This is a genomic window from Nocardioides sambongensis, from assembly GCF_006494815.1.
In the GTDB taxonomy this organism is placed as follows: Bacteria; Actinomycetota; Actinomycetes; order Propionibacteriales; family Nocardioidaceae; genus Nocardioides; species Nocardioides sambongensis.
Genome location: NZ_CP041091.1, coordinates 4,312,646 through 4,327,843, shown reverse-complemented (window position 1 = coordinate 4,327,843; position 15,198 = coordinate 4,312,646). Strand labels below are relative to the sequence as shown.

Annotated in this window: 12 protein-coding genes; 6 read left to right on the top strand and 6 right to left on the bottom strand. The window is 67.8% G+C overall.

What is annotated here, in order from left to right:
* Positions 1-124: 124 nt before the first annotated feature.
* The 4 genes from FIV43_RS20200 to FIV43_RS21265 form a co-directional block, all read right to left on the bottom strand.
* Complete coding sequence (locus FIV43_RS20200; protein ID WP_141015563.1) at positions 125-445, bottom strand: hypothetical protein; 321 nt, start codon at positions 443-445, stop codon at positions 125-127.
* Positions 382-4,470, bottom strand: coding sequence for a family 78 glycoside hydrolase catalytic domain (locus FIV43_RS20195; protein ID WP_141015562.1), 4,089 nt, complete (start codon positions 4,468-4,470; stop codon positions 382-384). Before FIV43_RS20195 ends, FIV43_RS20200 begins: the two co-directional genes overlap by 64 nt.
* Positions 4,471-4,785: 315 nt before the next feature.
* Positions 4,786-5,310, bottom strand: coding sequence for a hypothetical protein (locus FIV43_RS21270; protein WP_181407614.1), 525 nt, complete (start codon positions 5,308-5,310; stop codon positions 4,786-4,788).
* Positions 5,307-5,789, bottom strand: a complete 483-nt coding sequence (locus FIV43_RS21265; protein ID WP_181407613.1) for a hypothetical protein — start codon at positions 5,787-5,789, stop codon at positions 5,307-5,309. The genes FIV43_RS21270 and FIV43_RS21265 overlap by 4 nt, the downstream gene beginning before the upstream one ends.
* A 272-nt stretch (positions 5,790-6,061) precedes the next feature.
* On the opposite strand from FIV43_RS21265, the gene FIV43_RS20185 reads away from it, so the two are divergent.
* A complete protein-coding gene (locus FIV43_RS20185; RefSeq protein WP_181407612.1) occupies positions 6,062-7,702 on the top strand; it encodes a sigma-70 family RNA polymerase sigma factor in 1,641 nt (546 codons plus the stop codon).
* Between the two features lie 29 nt (positions 7,703-7,731).
* Here FIV43_RS20185 and FIV43_RS20180 read toward each other — a convergent pair whose 3' ends face one another.
* Both FIV43_RS20180 and galE read right to left on the bottom strand, forming a co-directional pair.
* Entirely contained in the window at positions 7,732-8,088 is a 357-nt protein-coding gene (locus tag FIV43_RS20180) for a glutaredoxin domain-containing protein (protein ID WP_196780905.1), read from the bottom strand.
* Positions 8,089-8,132: 44 nt separating this feature from the next.
* On the bottom strand, positions 8,133-9,137 hold the full coding sequence (gene galE, locus FIV43_RS20175; RefSeq protein WP_141015558.1) for a UDP-glucose 4-epimerase GalE: 1,005 nt from the start codon (positions 9,135-9,137) through the stop codon (positions 8,133-8,135).
* 133 nt (positions 9,138-9,270) lie between these two features.
* On the opposite strand from galE, the gene FIV43_RS20170 reads away from it, so the two are divergent.
* From FIV43_RS20170 to FIV43_RS20150, 5 genes are all read left to right on the top strand, one after another.
* On the top strand, positions 9,271-10,551 hold the full coding sequence (locus FIV43_RS20170) for a nucleotide sugar dehydrogenase (protein WP_269204045.1): 1,281 nt from the start codon (positions 9,271-9,273) through the stop codon (positions 10,549-10,551).
* Between the two features lie 34 nt (positions 10,552-10,585).
* Complete coding sequence (locus FIV43_RS20165) at positions 10,586-11,530, top strand: NAD-dependent epimerase/dehydratase family protein (protein WP_141015557.1); 945 nt, start codon at positions 10,586-10,588, stop codon at positions 11,528-11,530.
* Between the two features lie 142 nt (positions 11,531-11,672).
* A complete protein-coding gene (locus FIV43_RS20160) occupies positions 11,673-12,755 on the top strand; it encodes a phenylacetate--CoA ligase family protein (protein WP_141015556.1) in 1,083 nt (360 codons plus the stop codon).
* A gap of 223 nt (positions 12,756-12,978) precedes the next feature.
* A complete protein-coding gene (locus FIV43_RS20155; RefSeq protein ID WP_141015555.1) occupies positions 12,979-14,367 on the top strand; it encodes a hypothetical protein in 1,389 nt (462 codons plus the stop codon).
* A 428-nt stretch (positions 14,368-14,795) separates the two neighbouring features.
* Positions 14,796-15,119: a transposase gene (locus FIV43_RS20150; RefSeq protein ID WP_196780904.1), complete on the top strand. Its 324-nt coding sequence runs from the start codon at positions 14,796-14,798 to the stop codon at positions 15,117-15,119.
* The last annotated feature ends 79 nt before the right edge of the window (positions 15,120-15,198 follow it).

Below are 15,198 nucleotides of genomic sequence, written 5' to 3'. Positions count from 1 at the left end.
GGATCCGCGGTCGCCGGGCACGCCCCACCACTGCACTCGATCCCCGTCGCACCGGGCGAAACCTACCGGTCCGTAGGTGGTCGGGGCGAGCCCGCCCCGACCACCTCGCTCATCACCCGCTCCGTCAGCGGCGGACCCGGTAGACCAGCGTCCTGGCGGCCGACCGCTGTGTGCCGTCCGAGCCGAGGTAGGCGACCCGGACGGTCTGCCGGCCCTTGCCGCGGGCGGTGAAGGTGAGGCTGGCGCGCCCGTTGCGCAGCGTTCGGACGACCGGCGTGGCTCCGCTGCGCCGGATCCGCACCTTGCCGTCGGCCTTCACCGGACCGGTGAGGACCCGCACCTTGAGCCGCATTTTCTTCCCGGGCTTGACGATCTTCCGGTTCAGCGTGGCGCGGGTGAGGCTCGCACGCTTGGTGACCCGTGCGGTCGGCTCGGAGGTGGCCATCCCGGCCGCGTCGCCGGCGGTCGCGGTGACCTGCACCGACAGCCGCGCCCGTACGTCGTCCGCGACGACCCGGTAGGTCCGACCGGTGGCCCCGTCGATCGGGGTCCCGTCCCGCAGCCACTGGCGGGTGAGGGTGAGGCCGTCGCGGTCCCACTCCCCGTCGGTGGCCCGCAGCCGGGCGCCGACGGTGGCGTCCCCGCCGATGGTGGGCGGCGCGGTGGCCGCCGGGGTCTCGCCGGCGTCCGGGTCGCAGATCTCGAGCAGCTCGTCGGCGAGCTCGACGTCCTCGACGGTCGAGACCACGTGGCAGCCGGTGGCGACGCCGGGACGGTCAGGTAGCCGCCCTCGGGGGTGACCTGCTGGGCGACGCCGTCGACGTACACGGTGGTCTCGGTCTCGGCGGTGGTCGGCAGCGAGACGGTGCCGACCGCGTTGCCGGGCACCGCAGTGACCACGGTCATCGCACCCTCCGAGCCGCCCGTCGCGCCGCCGTCGGAGCCGCCCTGGCGGGTGTCGAACCCGACGCCGACGTCACCGCGCACCGTGGGCGTGCGGATGGTGGCCCACTCCAGCTCGCCGGGCTGCGGCTTGACCTGGAAGGTGGCGTAGCCGGGCTCGGTGGGCCGGATGCCGAAGGTGCCGGCGGGGATGTTGAACGCCGGCGAGGCGGCCCACGGGTGGGAGTAGGTCAGGTTGCTCTTCAGCGACGGGTCCCAGGCCTCCATCGTGGCGCCGGCGCCGAGCCGGATCATGTTCAGCCAGCTGCGCACCCCGGTGCCGTCGGTGAGCATGTTCAGCGCGTCCTGGCCGCGGTCGCCGTCGTAGAGGCCCTTCACCAGGAACGCCGCGCAGTAAACGCTGCAGGACATCCCGCGCGAGGCCACGTAGGTGGCGACGTCACCGGCGATGTCCGCCGTCGGCACCCCGAAGGCGAGCGCGAACGCGCTGGCGTGCAGCGAGTAGTGGCCGGTCAGGTTCTGCCCGGCGTCCATGCCGTCGTCGTACGCGCCGGTCTCGGTGTTGTAGAAGGTGTCGTTGACGGCGCTGCGCAACCGCTCGGCCCGCTCCGTGTACGACGCAGCGTCGGCGTCCTCGCCGAGCTCGGTGGCGATCTGCGCCATGTCGGTGAACGCGCGGTAGTAGATCGAGTTGATCACCGTGTTGTACGGCCGGAACTGGTAGCCGTCGCGCTCGCTGGTGGGCCAGTCGACGATGTCGTCGTCGGTCTTGCTGTTGCCGCCGTTGGAGCCGCTGTCCTTGCGGATCAGCCCGGTGGACTCCTCCAGCCAGCCGCGCTCGAGCTTGTTCTGCAGCTCGGGGTAGTAGTCGGCGAGCTCGGAGGTGTCACCGGTCTGGCGCCAGGCGTCGGCGACGGCGAGGATCACGTAGATCGGCCACTCGGTGGGCCAGGTCCGGTTGGAACGGAAGTAGTTCATCGAGTACCGGGCCAGCGAGAGGTCGTCCATCAGGTACATCGACGACATCTGCTGCAGGTAGGCGTCGGCCTCGTAGTTGATCCGCTCGCGGGTCCAGGAGTCGGTGTAGAAGTTGAGGTTGAGCGCCTCGATGGAGTGCTTGGAGAGCTCGTAGACGTCGACCAGGTCGCTGTCCGAGGCGGCGAACTCCGAGGCCTCGGCGTCGAACGGGTAGACCATCGCCAGGGCCTGGAGGTTGTCGGCGGTGACCGGCTCGGGGGCACCGACGATCTCGACGTAGCGGAAGACGCGCGCGCCCCAGGTCTCCAGGGCCTGCTCGCCGTCACGCAGGGTGACGATGTCCTGGTAGGTGTTGGTGGTGTTGAGGTTGTAGCGCACGGTGTTCTCGGCGGAGGTGGTCTCGCCGAAGCGGATGTCGACGCGGTCGCCGGCGGTGCCGTCGGCCACGGTGTAGCGCACGCCGCCGATCCAGCTGCGACCGAAGTCGACGAAGTAGTTGCCGTCGCCCTTGTCGACGATCTTCACCGGCTCGTGGAGCTGCTCGACCACCTTGTCGGTCGGGGTGGCCTTCAGCTCCTCGAAGTCGTCCTTCACCTCGACCGGCGACCAGCCCGCCTCGGCGGCGGCGTCGAAGCCGGGCTCGGCGTAGCCGGTGGGCCAGGCGCGGGCGTCGAGGTCCTCCTGGGGCGCCTTGAACGACCAGGTGCCGATGTCGCCGGCCTCCGGGTAGACCGCGCTGCCGGGCATCCCGGTCCACGCCTCGCCGGTGCCGAAGGTCTCCGTGGTGCCGTCGGCGTAGCCGACCACGAGCTCGGCGAGGAACCGCTGGTCGGAGGTGGTGTAGGCGAGGGCCCCGAGGGCGAGGGTCTCCCCGCGACCGACCTGGTCGGTCACGTCGAAGCCGTCGTAGCGGACCTCGCTGCCGATCGGGTTCGTCGGGCCCATGCCGACGAACTCGCCGTCGAGGTAGAGCTTGTAGACGTACTGCTTGGCGGGCTTGGGGCTGGCGCCGGTGGCGTAGACCGACGCCCAGGCGACGTCCTTGTCCGCGACGGTGACCTCGTCGCGGAGGAACGACCAGTCGGCGTTCTCGACGGCCATCTGGCAGGTCTGGCCCTTCCCCACGCTCAGCGCCCCCTGGGCGGCCGCGCAGCCGAAGGTACGGTCGGCGGCGCCCAGGGTGGGCTCGAGCAGCACGGCGTCGGTGTGGGCGTCGGTGACCCGGATGTCGCTCCAGGTGGCCCGCTCGGTGGAGCCGCTGCGGAATCCGATGACGCCGCGGCGCACGCTGGCGTCGGTGGTGGTGTCGACGAGGACGTCGTCGATCCAGGTCCTGATGGTGGACCCGACCGCCTCGATCCGGATGGCGGCGGGCTCGCCGACGGTCAGGGTGCCGGCGGGGAGGGCGACGGTCTTGAGGACGTTGTTGTAGTCGCCGTTGACCTGCTTGTGCAGCTTGAGCTGGCTGTCCCCGGGACGGAACTGCCAGAGGTAGGAGCTGTTGGCGTCGGCGCCGCGGAACCGGACGCTGCCGGCGACCTCGTCGACCCGCAGGGTGGCCGCGAGGGTGTAGTCGGACCAGGCGCCCGGGAGCACGTCGTTCTTGCTGACACCGACGACGAGCTGCTCGTCGGCGACGCTGAGGCTGGGCAGCTCGGGGACGGCGCCGTCGGCGAAGTCGTTGCTGTAGAGCGTGGTGCCGTCCAGGTCGGTCACCGAGAGGTCGTCGAACCGGGCCTGCTCGGTGCGTCCGGTGCGGAAGCCGAAGCCACCGGCGGCGTAGGTGTCGTCGGCGCGCTGGTCGACCTGGACGTCGTCGATCCAGGTGGTGATGGTGCTGCCCTCGAGCCGCACCTTCAGGTGGTGGGTGGTGCCGGTGCCGATGGTGAGGCCCTCGGGCATCGGGATGTCCTCGAGCAGCGTGGTGCCGACGTGGGCCTTCAGGCTGTTGGTGTCGGCGCGGATCTGCCAGAGGTAGAACGCCGAGGTCGAGGTGGCGCGCAGGGTGACCGAGGCCGCGTTCTGGACGACGGTGAAGTCGGTCTCCAGCTCGTAGTCGGTCCAGTTGTCGGTGTCGGCCTCCGCCCAGATCGGGCTGGCGTCCCAGTCGTTGCCCGGGCCGGTGCCGAAGGAGGCGGCGGGCGCCCAGTCGGACGCCGCGTCGGCGCCGTCCCAGGTGCGCACGCTCCAGTAGTAGCGCTGCGCGGGGTCGAGCGCGGGACCGTCGTAGGCGACGCTGGTCTGCTGATCGGAGTCCACACGACCGCTGTCCCAGACCGCGCCGTCGCCGGCACCCGCGGCGGACTGCGAGGTCGCCACCACCACCTGGTACGCCGTCTGCGCGGCCGACCCGACGTGCCAGCCGAAGCTCGGCGCGCCCTCGACGTCGACCGGTCCGTCGATGCCGTTGACGGTCAGCGCGGACGGCGCGGACGGCGCGGACGTGTCGCCGTCGGCGGCGCTACCGGGGGCGGCGGCGATCGTGACCGGGGCGGCGTTCGCGGGGGTGACCGCGCCGAGGGTGCCGACGGTGAGGCCGAGCCCGAGGCTTCCGGCGAGCGCGGCGATCAGGGTGGAGCGGGGCTTCATGGAGCGTCCTTGCGTTCGAGGAGTCGTTCCCGGCCGCCGCTCCACCCGAGTTGAGCCGTTGCGGTGTTGAAACGTTTTAAGGCAGGCCGGAACGGTAGACGTTAGGAGCCCGCGGCCTCCTGTGTCAACGGTCACACGGCCCGGTGTCCGGATCCGGCCACCGGGTGCGCCGCGGCCCCAAATCCGCAGCGCACCCGGTGCCCGTGGCCGCCCTCCCGCGGCCGTTCCCCCGATTCCCCCGACTCCCCCACGGGGTGTTCGGCCGGCCCCATTTCCGGCCGAACAGCCGACGGCCCTCCCGCCGCCGGCACCCCGTCAGTCAGGGTCCGGTCGGTCTCCCTCCGACCCACCGGACCCTGAAGACCCGTCGGCCCCACCCGACGTGCCGTTCTCCCCCGACCGGTCGGCCCCGCCGGACCGGTCCGTCGACGCCCGGTGCCTCCCCGGCAGGCCCCGGGCGTCCTCCGGCACCGAGGGCAGCTCCGGGAGCGCGGGCAGCTCCCCCTCGGTGACCGGGTCGAGCAGCGGGCGCACCACATACCGGTGGTCCGGACCGGCGACGGCCAGGTCCAGCCGCCGCTCGTGCTCGACGGCGCGCAGCGCGGCCAGCCCGTCGGCGTACGGGCCGGAGACGCTCTGTCCGCCGCTGACCAGGTCGTGGCAGATCACCACGTGCGGGCGGTCCATCTCCTCGAGCATGGTGCGCACCACGAAGTCGGCGATGGTGGTCGGCACCACCCCCACGAACGGGTCGGCCGGCCCCCCGTCGTCGGACCGCCCGTCACCGGAGCGCCCGTCACCGGAGCGCCCGTGCTGGTCCCCTGCCGGCTCCCACGTCATGACCGGTCCCTCCCGTCGCGCACCATCAGCAGGCAGAAGGCGGCGACGGCGAGCCCCACGCCGAGCCACGCCACGACCGAGCCGTCCTCCTCGGCCGAGGCGGTGTCGGCGGTGCCCGGGTCGACGACCTCGGCGATCTCCTCGCTCCGCTCGTCGGCGACGCTCCCCTCGGCGACCTCCGAGCCCGCGACCTCGGCTGCGGGCGCGGGCGCGGTGGAGCGGGTGGCGGTGAGAATGGCCTCCGCGGTGACGGTGTCCGCGGCGCCGTCCGCCGGCTCCGCGGCCACGGACTGGGCGGCGACCGGCACACCGACGCAGAGCAGCAGCAGGAGCAGCGCGCCGACCAGGACCACGCGGTTGCGCGGCGAGAGCCACTGGACTCGTCCTGCGTCCCGGTGGCGTCCGGGCTCGTCGCCACCGGTCGGTGCCGGAGCGGGGGGCGGGGGGAGCATGCCCTCGCCATTGGGGTGTTCGTTCATCGTCCTCACGTCTTCTCGCACGGTCCTCGCAGGTGGTTCGGAGCGGCCGAGCCACCGGAGTGCAGCGCTTCCGCGCCGCCCTTGCAGAGGTAGAGACGTGGAGGTCCGCGATCCATGACGCGGTCCGCGGAACTTTTCTGGAAGTTTTTTTCGGGTCCCGCCTGGACACCCTGATCCCGGCGGTCCACGGCCGATCTCCGCAGATCGCGGCGGCGGCCGGGGCAGATGATTGGATGAGGGCCCACATCGGGCTTGCTCACACACCGGAGGAGGTGTCCTCGATCGTGGAGATGCACGACAGCGCGCTGTCGGACGCCGACCTCCTGGACCAGCTCCGCTCCGGCGACCGTGATGCCTACGACGCCCTCTACCGCCGTCACGCCGCGGCCGCGGAGGCGGCGGCCCGCCGGATCGCCGGCTCCCGTGGTCGCGACGACGTCGACGACGTGGTCTCCGACGCGTTCGCGCGGGTGCTGCGCGCGATCGACAACGGGTCCGGCCCGACGGTCGCGTTCCGTCCCTACCTGCTGGCCACGGTCACCAACGCGTGGAACGACCTGGCCCGCCGCGAGCACCGCGACGTCGCGGTGGAGATGGACGAGCTGGCACCGCTGCTGACCGAGACCGACGGGTCGGGTCGTCGGGCCGAGGTCGAGGTGCTGGTCGGCGCGATGGCCTCGCTGCCCGCGCGGTGGCAGCAGGTGCTGTGGCTGACCGAGGTGGAGGGCCTGGGCAACCAGGAGGTCGGCGACCTGGTCGGCCTCTCCGCCAACGGCGTGGCCGCCCTCGCACTGCGCGCCCGCCGCGGCCTGCGCGAGTCCTACCTGCAGCAGCACCTGGTCGGCCGGCCCGACACCGCGGCCTGCCAGGAGATCGAGAAGCTGCTGCCCGCCTACGCCGACGGCCGGGCCAGCGCGACCGCGACCGCCAAGGTCGAGGCCCACCTGGAGGAGTGCAACGAGTGCCGCGCGGCGCTGCTCGGCCTACGCACCGTCACCGCCGACCTGCGGCTGCTCCTGCCGCTGCCGGCGATCGCCGCCCTGGGCGCCGCCTCCGGCGGCGGGCTGCTGCTCGGCGCCGCGGCCGGCACCGGCGCGGCCGGGGCCGGGGCGGCCGGCACCCAGGGGTCGGGCCCGTTCGGCGCACTCACCGACGGGCTGGTGAAGGCGACCGCGGCGGTGGCCGCGAGCGCGGCCGTGGTGGCCGGCGGCTGGTTCGCGCTGGGCCTGATCAGCGGCGACGACTCGGCGACGTCCGCGGACGTGGTCCCCCGCGTCGCACCCAGCACCACGGCCGTGGACCAGACCGACGCGGTGGCCACGCCGGCCCGCCCGGGCCCGACCACCCGCCCGGGCACGGGCCCGGTGGTCCCCGACCCGACCCGGACCAGCAGCGCTCCGGCGACCACCCCGGCCAGCACGCCGCCCCCCACCCCGACGCCCACGCCGACCAACCCGACCACGCCGGCCCCGAGCGCGACGCCCTCACCGACCCAGCGACCGACCACCGAGCCGCGCCCGACCGAGTCCGGCAGCGGCGGGATCGGCGTCCAGCCGAGTGTCAGCCCGACCGAGACCGAGACGGCGGCCAGCGCACGCGTCGCGAGCGTGAGCGTCCAGGAGTCGCTGCTGCCGGGCTGGTGGCGGATCGGCGTCCAGGTCGAGAGCGTGGCGCGGGCCGGGACCGTGCGGGTGACCGCCTCCGGCATCGACGGCTACTGCTACAGCCTGGCCGACTGCGTGCTGCTCGGCTCCGAGAGCGTCTGGCAGGCGTCCTTCGACGTCGGCGCCGGTGACTCCGAGGTGGTCTTCTACCTCGACCCCGGCACCGTCGCGGCGGTGCACGCCCGGCTGACCGTGGTCGGGCACGACAGCGACCCGCACGACAACACCGCCGCGGTCACCGTCCCCTGAGCGGTCGCGCGCTCGGGAGCGACACGGCCCTACCGGACCAGCTGCTGGCGCACCCAGGCCGGTGCGGGGTTGGTGCGATGCTCATCGCCCACGAAGACCGTCGGCACCGTCTCGTTGCCACCGTTGACCGCGCGCACCCGCGCCGACGCAGCCGGGTCGCGGCGCACGTTCACCCAGACGGCCCGGCGTCCCCGCCACCCGAGGGCCAGGCGCAGGCGGAGACAGAACGAGCACCCCGGCCGCCAGTAGATCAGCGGCACTCCTCCGACCTCCGCCTCGGCGCGGCCCACCTCGTCACTCGGTGACCGTGGGAACCCGACGGGCGTCGACACCAGCAGCAGCACGGCGCCCGCGACCACGAGCACCACGATCGAGGTCGCCGTCACCGCGGCCCCCGCAGCGGCCGGAACGCCTTCAGCATGACCTGTCCTCAGTCGTAACCGAGGATCGACCTGCGCTTCTCACCCCAGGCGAGCGCGGAGGCGATCGCCTCGTCCAGTGACAGCTCGGTGCGCCAGTCGAGCACCCGGGCCGCCTTGTCGGCGTTCGCGAAGGCGCCGACCGCATCCCCCGGACGCGAGGGCGCCTCCCGGGTCGGCACTGGCTTGCCGACGACCCGCTCCACGGCCGCGATCAGCTCGCGCACGGTGACGCCGTCGCCTGCGCCGAGGTTGATGTAGGCCGTGGGCGCACCCTCGGCCTCGATCACCTCGTCGAACTTCTCGATCGCCTTGACGTGGGCCTTGGCCAGGTCCCACGCGTGGATGTAGTCGCGGATGCCGGTGCCGTCGCGGGTGGGCAGGTCGGTGCCGGTGATGGTGAAGACGTCGCGCTGGCCGAGCGCGGTCTGCGCCAGCAGCGGCACCACGTGGGTGGCGTCCTTGAGGTGATAGCCGGTCTCCAGGTCGGGGTCGGCCCCGATCGGGTTGAAGTAGCGCAGGATGATCGCCCGCAGGTCCGTGGCCTGCGACATGTCCTCCAGGACCTGCTCCATCATCCGCTTGGTCCGCGAGTACGGCGAGTTGGTGGCCAGGCCGTCCCCCTCGCGCACCTCGAACTCGTCCTTCAGCGCGTAGAGCGAGGCCGTCGAGGAGAACAGGATCCGCGGCTTGCCGTGGGCGACCAGGTGGTCGAAGAGCTCCAGCGACTTCGCCACGTTGTCCCGGTAGTACTCATAGGGCAGCTCCACCGACTCCGGTACGACGATCCGCGCCGCCATGTGCACCGTCGCCTCGATGTCGGGGTGGTCCTCGAGCACCCGCTGCACCATCGCCCGGTCGGCGATGTCGCCCTCGTAGAAGATGCGTCCCTCGGTGAACTGGCGCGGACCGACCAGGAGTGAGTCGAGGACGACCGGGGTGTGGCCCGCCTGCTCGAGTGCCTTGCAGGTGATGGAGCCGAGGTAGCCGGCGCCGCCGGTGACGAGGACCTTCATGTGACCGACCTTACCGAGGCGTTCGACCGTCGTTCACTCCAACCGACAGACGTCAACCGCCGCGATCGTTACGATTGTCCCTTGGGGGCATGGAACGGCCTCGTTGTATCTCTCTAGTTAGATTGGCAAGGCTGTGTCGCAGGTGCTCTGCAACCGCAAAATCGGTGTGCTCGGACTCGGATACGTCGGGCTGCCGCTCGCCGTCTCGTTCGCGAAGAAGTACGACGTCGTCGGGTTCGACATCAACAAGGTCAGGGTCGACGAGCTCGCGTCGGGCCACGACCGCACGCTGGAGGTCTCGGCCGACGAGCTCATTGAGTCGGGGCTGCGCGTCAGCGCGGAGCCGACCGACCTCGACGACGTCGATGTGTACATCGTCACGACACCCACTCCGATCGATGAGCACAAGAACCCAGATCTGACGGCGCTGCTCGCCGCGTCGCGGACGGTCGGCTCCACGCTGCGGGCCGGGGACATCGTCATCTACGAGTCGACGGTCTATCCGGGCGCGACCGAGGACGACTGCGTCCCGGTGCTTGAGCAAACCAGCGGCCTGACGTTCAACAAGGACTTCTTCGTCGGCTACAGCCCCGAGCGGATCAACCCGGGCGACAAGGAGCACCGCTTCGAGACCATCCTCAAGGTCACTTCCGGCTCGACGCCCGAAATTGCGGACCTGATCGACGATTTGTATGGCTCCGTTGTCACCGCCGGCACCTACAAGGCGTCGTCGATCAAGGTTGCCGAGGCCGCCAAGGTCATCGAAAACACGCAACGTGACGTCAACATCGCTCTGGTCAACGAGCTGGCGCTTCTCTTCAACCGCCTTGAGATCGACACCCAAGAGGTACTGCTGGCCGCAGGGACGAAGTGGAACTTCCTCCCGTTCCAGCCAGGGCTGGTGGGCGGTCACTGCATCGGCGTCGACCCCTACTACCTCACCCACAAGGCTCGGGCCGTCGGCTATCACCCGGAGGTCATCCTCGCCGGCCGTCGTATCAACGACTCCATGGGATCTCACGTCGCATCGGAACTGGTCATGTCCATGCTCCGCAAAGGCATCGATCTGCGCTCCGCGCGCGTGCTCATCCTTGGCTTGGCCTTCAAGGAGAACACCCCCGACCTGCGCAACACCCGGGTCACCGACATCTACGCAGAGCTTATGGCTGCTGGGCTTGAGGTCGACGTGCACGATCCGTGGGTCGACGCGGCTGAGGCCGAGCACGAATACGACCTCACCCTCCTCGCGGCCCCAGAAGCCGGGCGCTACGCAGGCATCCTTCTGGCCGTCGGCCACAACGAATTCAGAGAACTGGGCGCCACCGGCATCCACGCCTTCGGCGACCCATCCGGTCACGTGCTGTACGACTTGAAGTCGCTGCTCCCGTCCGCTGACTCCGACCTCCGACTCTGACTACTCGCGCCCCCGCTGCACCGAAGGGAACACCTTGAAGAAGATCCTCATCACCGGCGGCGCCGGCTTCATCGGCCACAACTTGGCGCGAGAGGCGTTGGCGGCCGGACACGAAGTCCGTATCCTCGACGACCTGTCCAACGGATACCGCGACAACCTCGACGGCCTCGACGTGGATTTCCGAGAGGCATCACTCCTCGATGAAGAAGCCGTCGGGTCGGCCGTTAAGGGCGTGGACTCCATCGTCCACCTCGGCGCCCTCGGCAGCGTGCCGCGCAGCATCAAGGACCCCCTCCGGAGCCACCACGCCAATGCGACCGGCACTCTCACCCTGCTTGATCGGGCCCGTCGTGCCGACGTCACCCACGTGATGTGCGCGTCCTCCAGTTCCGTATACGGGATGAACCCAGCGCTTCCGAAGAACGAACGTGAGTGGGTCCGACCGATGAGCCCCTACGCCGTCAGCAAACTAGCGACCGAGCAGTACACACTCGCCTTCCAGCAGTCCTACGGCTTCGAAACGCTCGCGTTCCGATTCTTCAACGTCTATGGGCCTGGACAGCGCGCTGGCCACGTCTACGCAGCCGTAATTCCCACTTGGATTGATGCCGCACTAAATGGGCGGCCACTCTTCGTGAACGGTGACGGCAGCAACTCGCGAGACTTCACCTATGTTGGGACGGTTTGCGAAGTGCTGCTATCCGCCGCGGAGCGACGGACAAGCCATCCAGAACCAGTGAACCTCGCCTTCGGAACAAACACCACACTTGCACAACTCATCGCCGAGTTACAGGCCGCACTTGAATTCCCAGTGCAATTACAGTTCCGCGAACCGCGGCCCGGAGACGTCCCACACTCTCAAGCCGAGAATGAAGCTCTGCGTTCGCTAATACCAGGCATAGAGCCCACGCAACTAGCCGAAGGGCTGCGCCACACCGTCGACTGGTTTCAACAAACAATCGAGAGGAAGTCTAGGTAGAGCCATCGCAATGCGACTGCATCAACAGCGTGACCCAAATAAACGTATCTGATCAGGCCTCCGCACTCGCCCGCAAGCTAGGCCACACCTTGGTGGTTTGATTTTTTTAGGCAAACCCGTCGAGGTCTTGGGAGAAAAGCAAATGTCCAACGTTCACGCGAGAGCATTCCGCGCAACTCTCTTCAGCCGTCGTCAAAGCGAGATCTCGCGCCGAGCGGCGCTTTACGAAGGCCTTCTGGACCGTGGCCGTATTGAGCAGTACCAGTTGTCAGCATTCAACGCAACATGGACTACGTGCCTTGAAGAGATCCCGTTCTACAGGTCCTGGGCAGCAAAGCACGCGCTGCCCCCACGGATTGAAGTCATCGCCGACCTTGCGTCGTTCCCGGTTCTAACCAAACGCGACATAGTCGACAACTCTGAAGAGATCTTTCGAAACGGGCGCATTACTTCCGCATACTCCACCGGGGGAACAACGGGCACTCCCACCCGATACCCGCGTGGCGATCGTGACTTCTTCTCGATATACGCCGATGTCTATACAGCCCGAGGCTGGTGGGGAATCCGCCCGCTCGACCCCTACATCCACCTCTGGGGGCACTCCCATTTGTTCGGCGGAAGTCGGATCGCCCAAATTAAGAGGGCGGCCGCAGATCGAATAGTCGGGGCCACCCGACTGAACGCGTACGACATGTCCAATGAAGCATTGGAACGACATTTTCGCACGTATCAGAATGCAACACCGGCATATCTGGTCGGATACACTTCCGCTCTATTCAGGCTTGCTCGGCACATCGAGAACAACCACCCAGGATCCAGGCTTCCAAGCATCCGTGCAGTAGTGGCAACGGCTGAAACTGTAAGCCAAGCGGACGCAGAAACTATCTCACGAGTCTTTGGGGCCCCGCTAATCAACGAATATGGCGCCGCCGAAGTTGGCGACATGGCAGTGTCGCGCGAGAGTACTTGGAATATGCAGGTCCTGTGGGCAAGTTGCATACTTCACTTGACTGAAACTGATGATATCCAAGTAACAACGCTCAATCCCCGACTATTTCCGCTGATAAACTACGCTGTCGGGGATCGAGCCGTGGGAATCGATGTTGAACGCGGCAACGCCCTCCGACTATCGGCTGTCACCGGACGATCCCAAGATACGATCACCCTCAGGGACTCAAACGGGGGCGTCTTCACTTATCGGCCATACTTCCAGTTCACATACTGAAGACCATGCCAGGAATCACTGCGGTCCAATTTCGCCAAGTGCAGAACTCAGTCGAAATCCTCCTTACTGCAACACGCCCCTTGGACCTGCAAAGCGTCCAACAACATTTCTCCCTAGAGCTGGGAAGGGACCATCCGACTTACGACCGAACCGCAGTCACGTTCCTGCAGGTGGATCAACCAGCACTGACGCGGGCGGGTAAGCACGCCCTCTTCGTTCAGTGATGCCAACGGGCGGCATGCTCAGAGAGCATGGCGCATCCACCGTAGCAACCATTCTTTGGTGCATCGCAGGGATCGTCCTGACGGGCGCCTATCTTAATGGTCTATTGGGGTCGGCAGAGGACGCCGCAGTCGTACTAGCGCTGCTGGGAGGAACACATGCATTCAGCTCATTCTGGATGCATGGCGGCGCCAACATAACAGCTACTGGCGTGTTCATGCTCGGATTGGTTACGTTTGTCTACTTTCCAGCCGTTTATGTAGCGACGGAACGAATCTCCTTCGCAGAGCCTCGAGATATTCCAGGCGCCATCATATTGGTCTTTTTTTCCCAAGTGATCATGTACCACCTCACCAGCGAACCTCAACGTGAGCTTGGCTTCGCTGCGAGTGTCGGCGTCGCGGAACCAGTTGCGATCTGGTCGACGAATCTAGGGGTCGCTCTAATAGTAGCCGGATACTCGCTTGAGCGAATCTTCGGCCTAGGCAGTTCCACCCTCGCCGGAGCGACCGCATTCAGCGGTGCCGCCCTAGTGGCAGTTACGGCGCTGCATAATGCGAAACTATCCCTCTGGCGCTTCGCATTTGCAGCGGTTGCTTGCAGTTTTTACGTTGCGACGATGTTTAGTGGCGGCGGGCGTCTCGTCTTGGGCGGGCTAGCAATGGTTGTTGCCGTGGCAATTACTCGACAGAGCGGCCGGTTCGCGAAGTCTCTGGTCACCGTCACACTTCCGGTCGGCTTGAGCCTACTCGCAGCGAACCGCGCAGAAAGAACGGCAACCTTGGGCGGTGTTGAAACTGGCCTAGAATCTGTCGTGTGGCCCTTCGAGCGGTTCGCCCAACTTCTTCAGCTGTCAACCGCTGGCCAGTTGCCCCACGGCGAGGGATCGAGTTTCTACGCAACCGCAGTGCTCTTCTTCCCGCGTTCCCTTTGGCCCGAAAAGCCCATTGGGTTTGGCGCCGAACTTACGGAGATATTCCGTCCCGAATTGGTGGGTACTGGACACTCCGAGGCCGCGCTAGTCCATGGCGAACTTATATTCAACTTCGGACTACTTTCGCTTCTTATAATTATTCCCCTTTCCTACTTTGTCCGTTTTCTTGATAGACGCTTGTCCAATGCGCAAAGCCAACTCGTCAGCAGTCCGATGCAGATCCTCACACTGACCGCAACCGTGCTGGCAACTGCTGGCCTGCTGGACCTGGTCTGGGTCGGCACTTTCGGATACATGTCGCGCACAGGACAGCGCCTGTTGGTTCTAGCCGCCGTGTATATCGTTCTCGCTTGGAATCGCCGTCGCACCAGCAACCTGATGAGCGCCACCCATTCAGGGAGAAGGTCACCCCGGGTGCAACGGGCTTACAGCCGATTCAGGGGGCTGCCCAATTAGCGGCTCTTCTGAGTTCCGGTGGGGGGTGAGCGGCGCGCCGGGTGACGGCGTGATGTCGGGGTGAAGGACGTCGAGGCGCACAGGATCAGTGGCGACCAAGCACACCGTTCCGAAGGGCCTCGACGTGTGTCCGAGCCTACGAGTCGCCGCCAGGACCGATGGGGTTCCGGGGAGTGCGGTGTGGTTGCGCACAGCCACGCCTTGGTCGGGCACGACGACTCCGCGCGGCGCGTATCGCTGCGCGCTGCCATCACGTCACCTCTGTTGATTTCGATCACGACGGCCGGCGCGAGGTGAGGCTCGTTGACGCGTGCTGGTAGGCGATCAGCCAGATCCGCCGCGGGCACGCCTCGATCCGCGGGATCGCTCGCCAGTTGGGGACGACGTGGAACACGGTGTGGACCTCGATCGAGCCGCTTCTGAGGGAGATGGCTGACGACGAGTCTCGGTTCGCCGGCGTGAAGCGGCTCGGCGTGGACGAGCAGGTGTGGCACTACGTGTCGGAGTTCCCCATCGCCGACGGCGGCCGTGGACCCAAGCTGTTGACCGGGATGGTCGACCTCACCCCCGACGGGAACGGGAATCCGGAGGCGCGGCTGCTCGACCTGGTCCCGGGCCGGTCGGGCAAGGCGTACAGCGACTGGCTCGCGGAGCGCGGCGAGGAGTCCACTGGCGGCGTTGAGGTGGCCACCCTGGACCCGTTCCACGGCTACAAGAACGCCATCGAAGTTGAGTCCCCGATAGTGGTGTAGCGCGGTCGCCGAGATCGTCACCGGCGTGTACGCCGGACGCAGGCGCGGCCACCGCGTGATCCTTCGAGTCAACCTTCCA

Coding starts and splice junctions, on each gene's coding strand:
- galE (WP_141015558.1), bottom strand. CDS start 9,137: ATGAAGGTCCTCGTCACCGGCGGCGCCGGCTACCTCGGCTCCATCACC.
- FIV43_RS20160 (WP_141015556.1), top strand. CDS start 11,673: ATGTCCAACGTTCACGCGAGAGCATTCCGCGCAACTCTCTTCAGCCGT.
- FIV43_RS21270 (WP_181407614.1), bottom strand. CDS start 5,310: ATGACGTGGGAGCCGGCAGGGGACCAGCACGGGCGCTCCGGTGACGGG.
- FIV43_RS20200 (WP_141015563.1), bottom strand. CDS start 445: ATGGCCACCTCCGAGCCGACCGCACGGGTCACCAAGCGTGCGAGCCTC.
- FIV43_RS20155 (WP_141015555.1), top strand. CDS start 12,979: ATGCCAACGGGCGGCATGCTCAGAGAGCATGGCGCATCCACCGTAGCA.
- FIV43_RS21265 (WP_181407613.1), bottom strand. CDS start 5,789: ATGAACGAACACCCCAATGGCGAGGGCATGCTCCCCCCGCCCCCCGCT.
- FIV43_RS20195 (WP_141015562.1), bottom strand. CDS start 4,470: ATGAAGCCCCGCTCCACCCTGATCGCCGCGCTCGCCGGAAGCCTCGGG.
- FIV43_RS20150 (WP_196780904.1), top strand. CDS start 14,796: ATGGCTGACGACGAGTCTCGGTTCGCCGGCGTGAAGCGGCTCGGCGTG.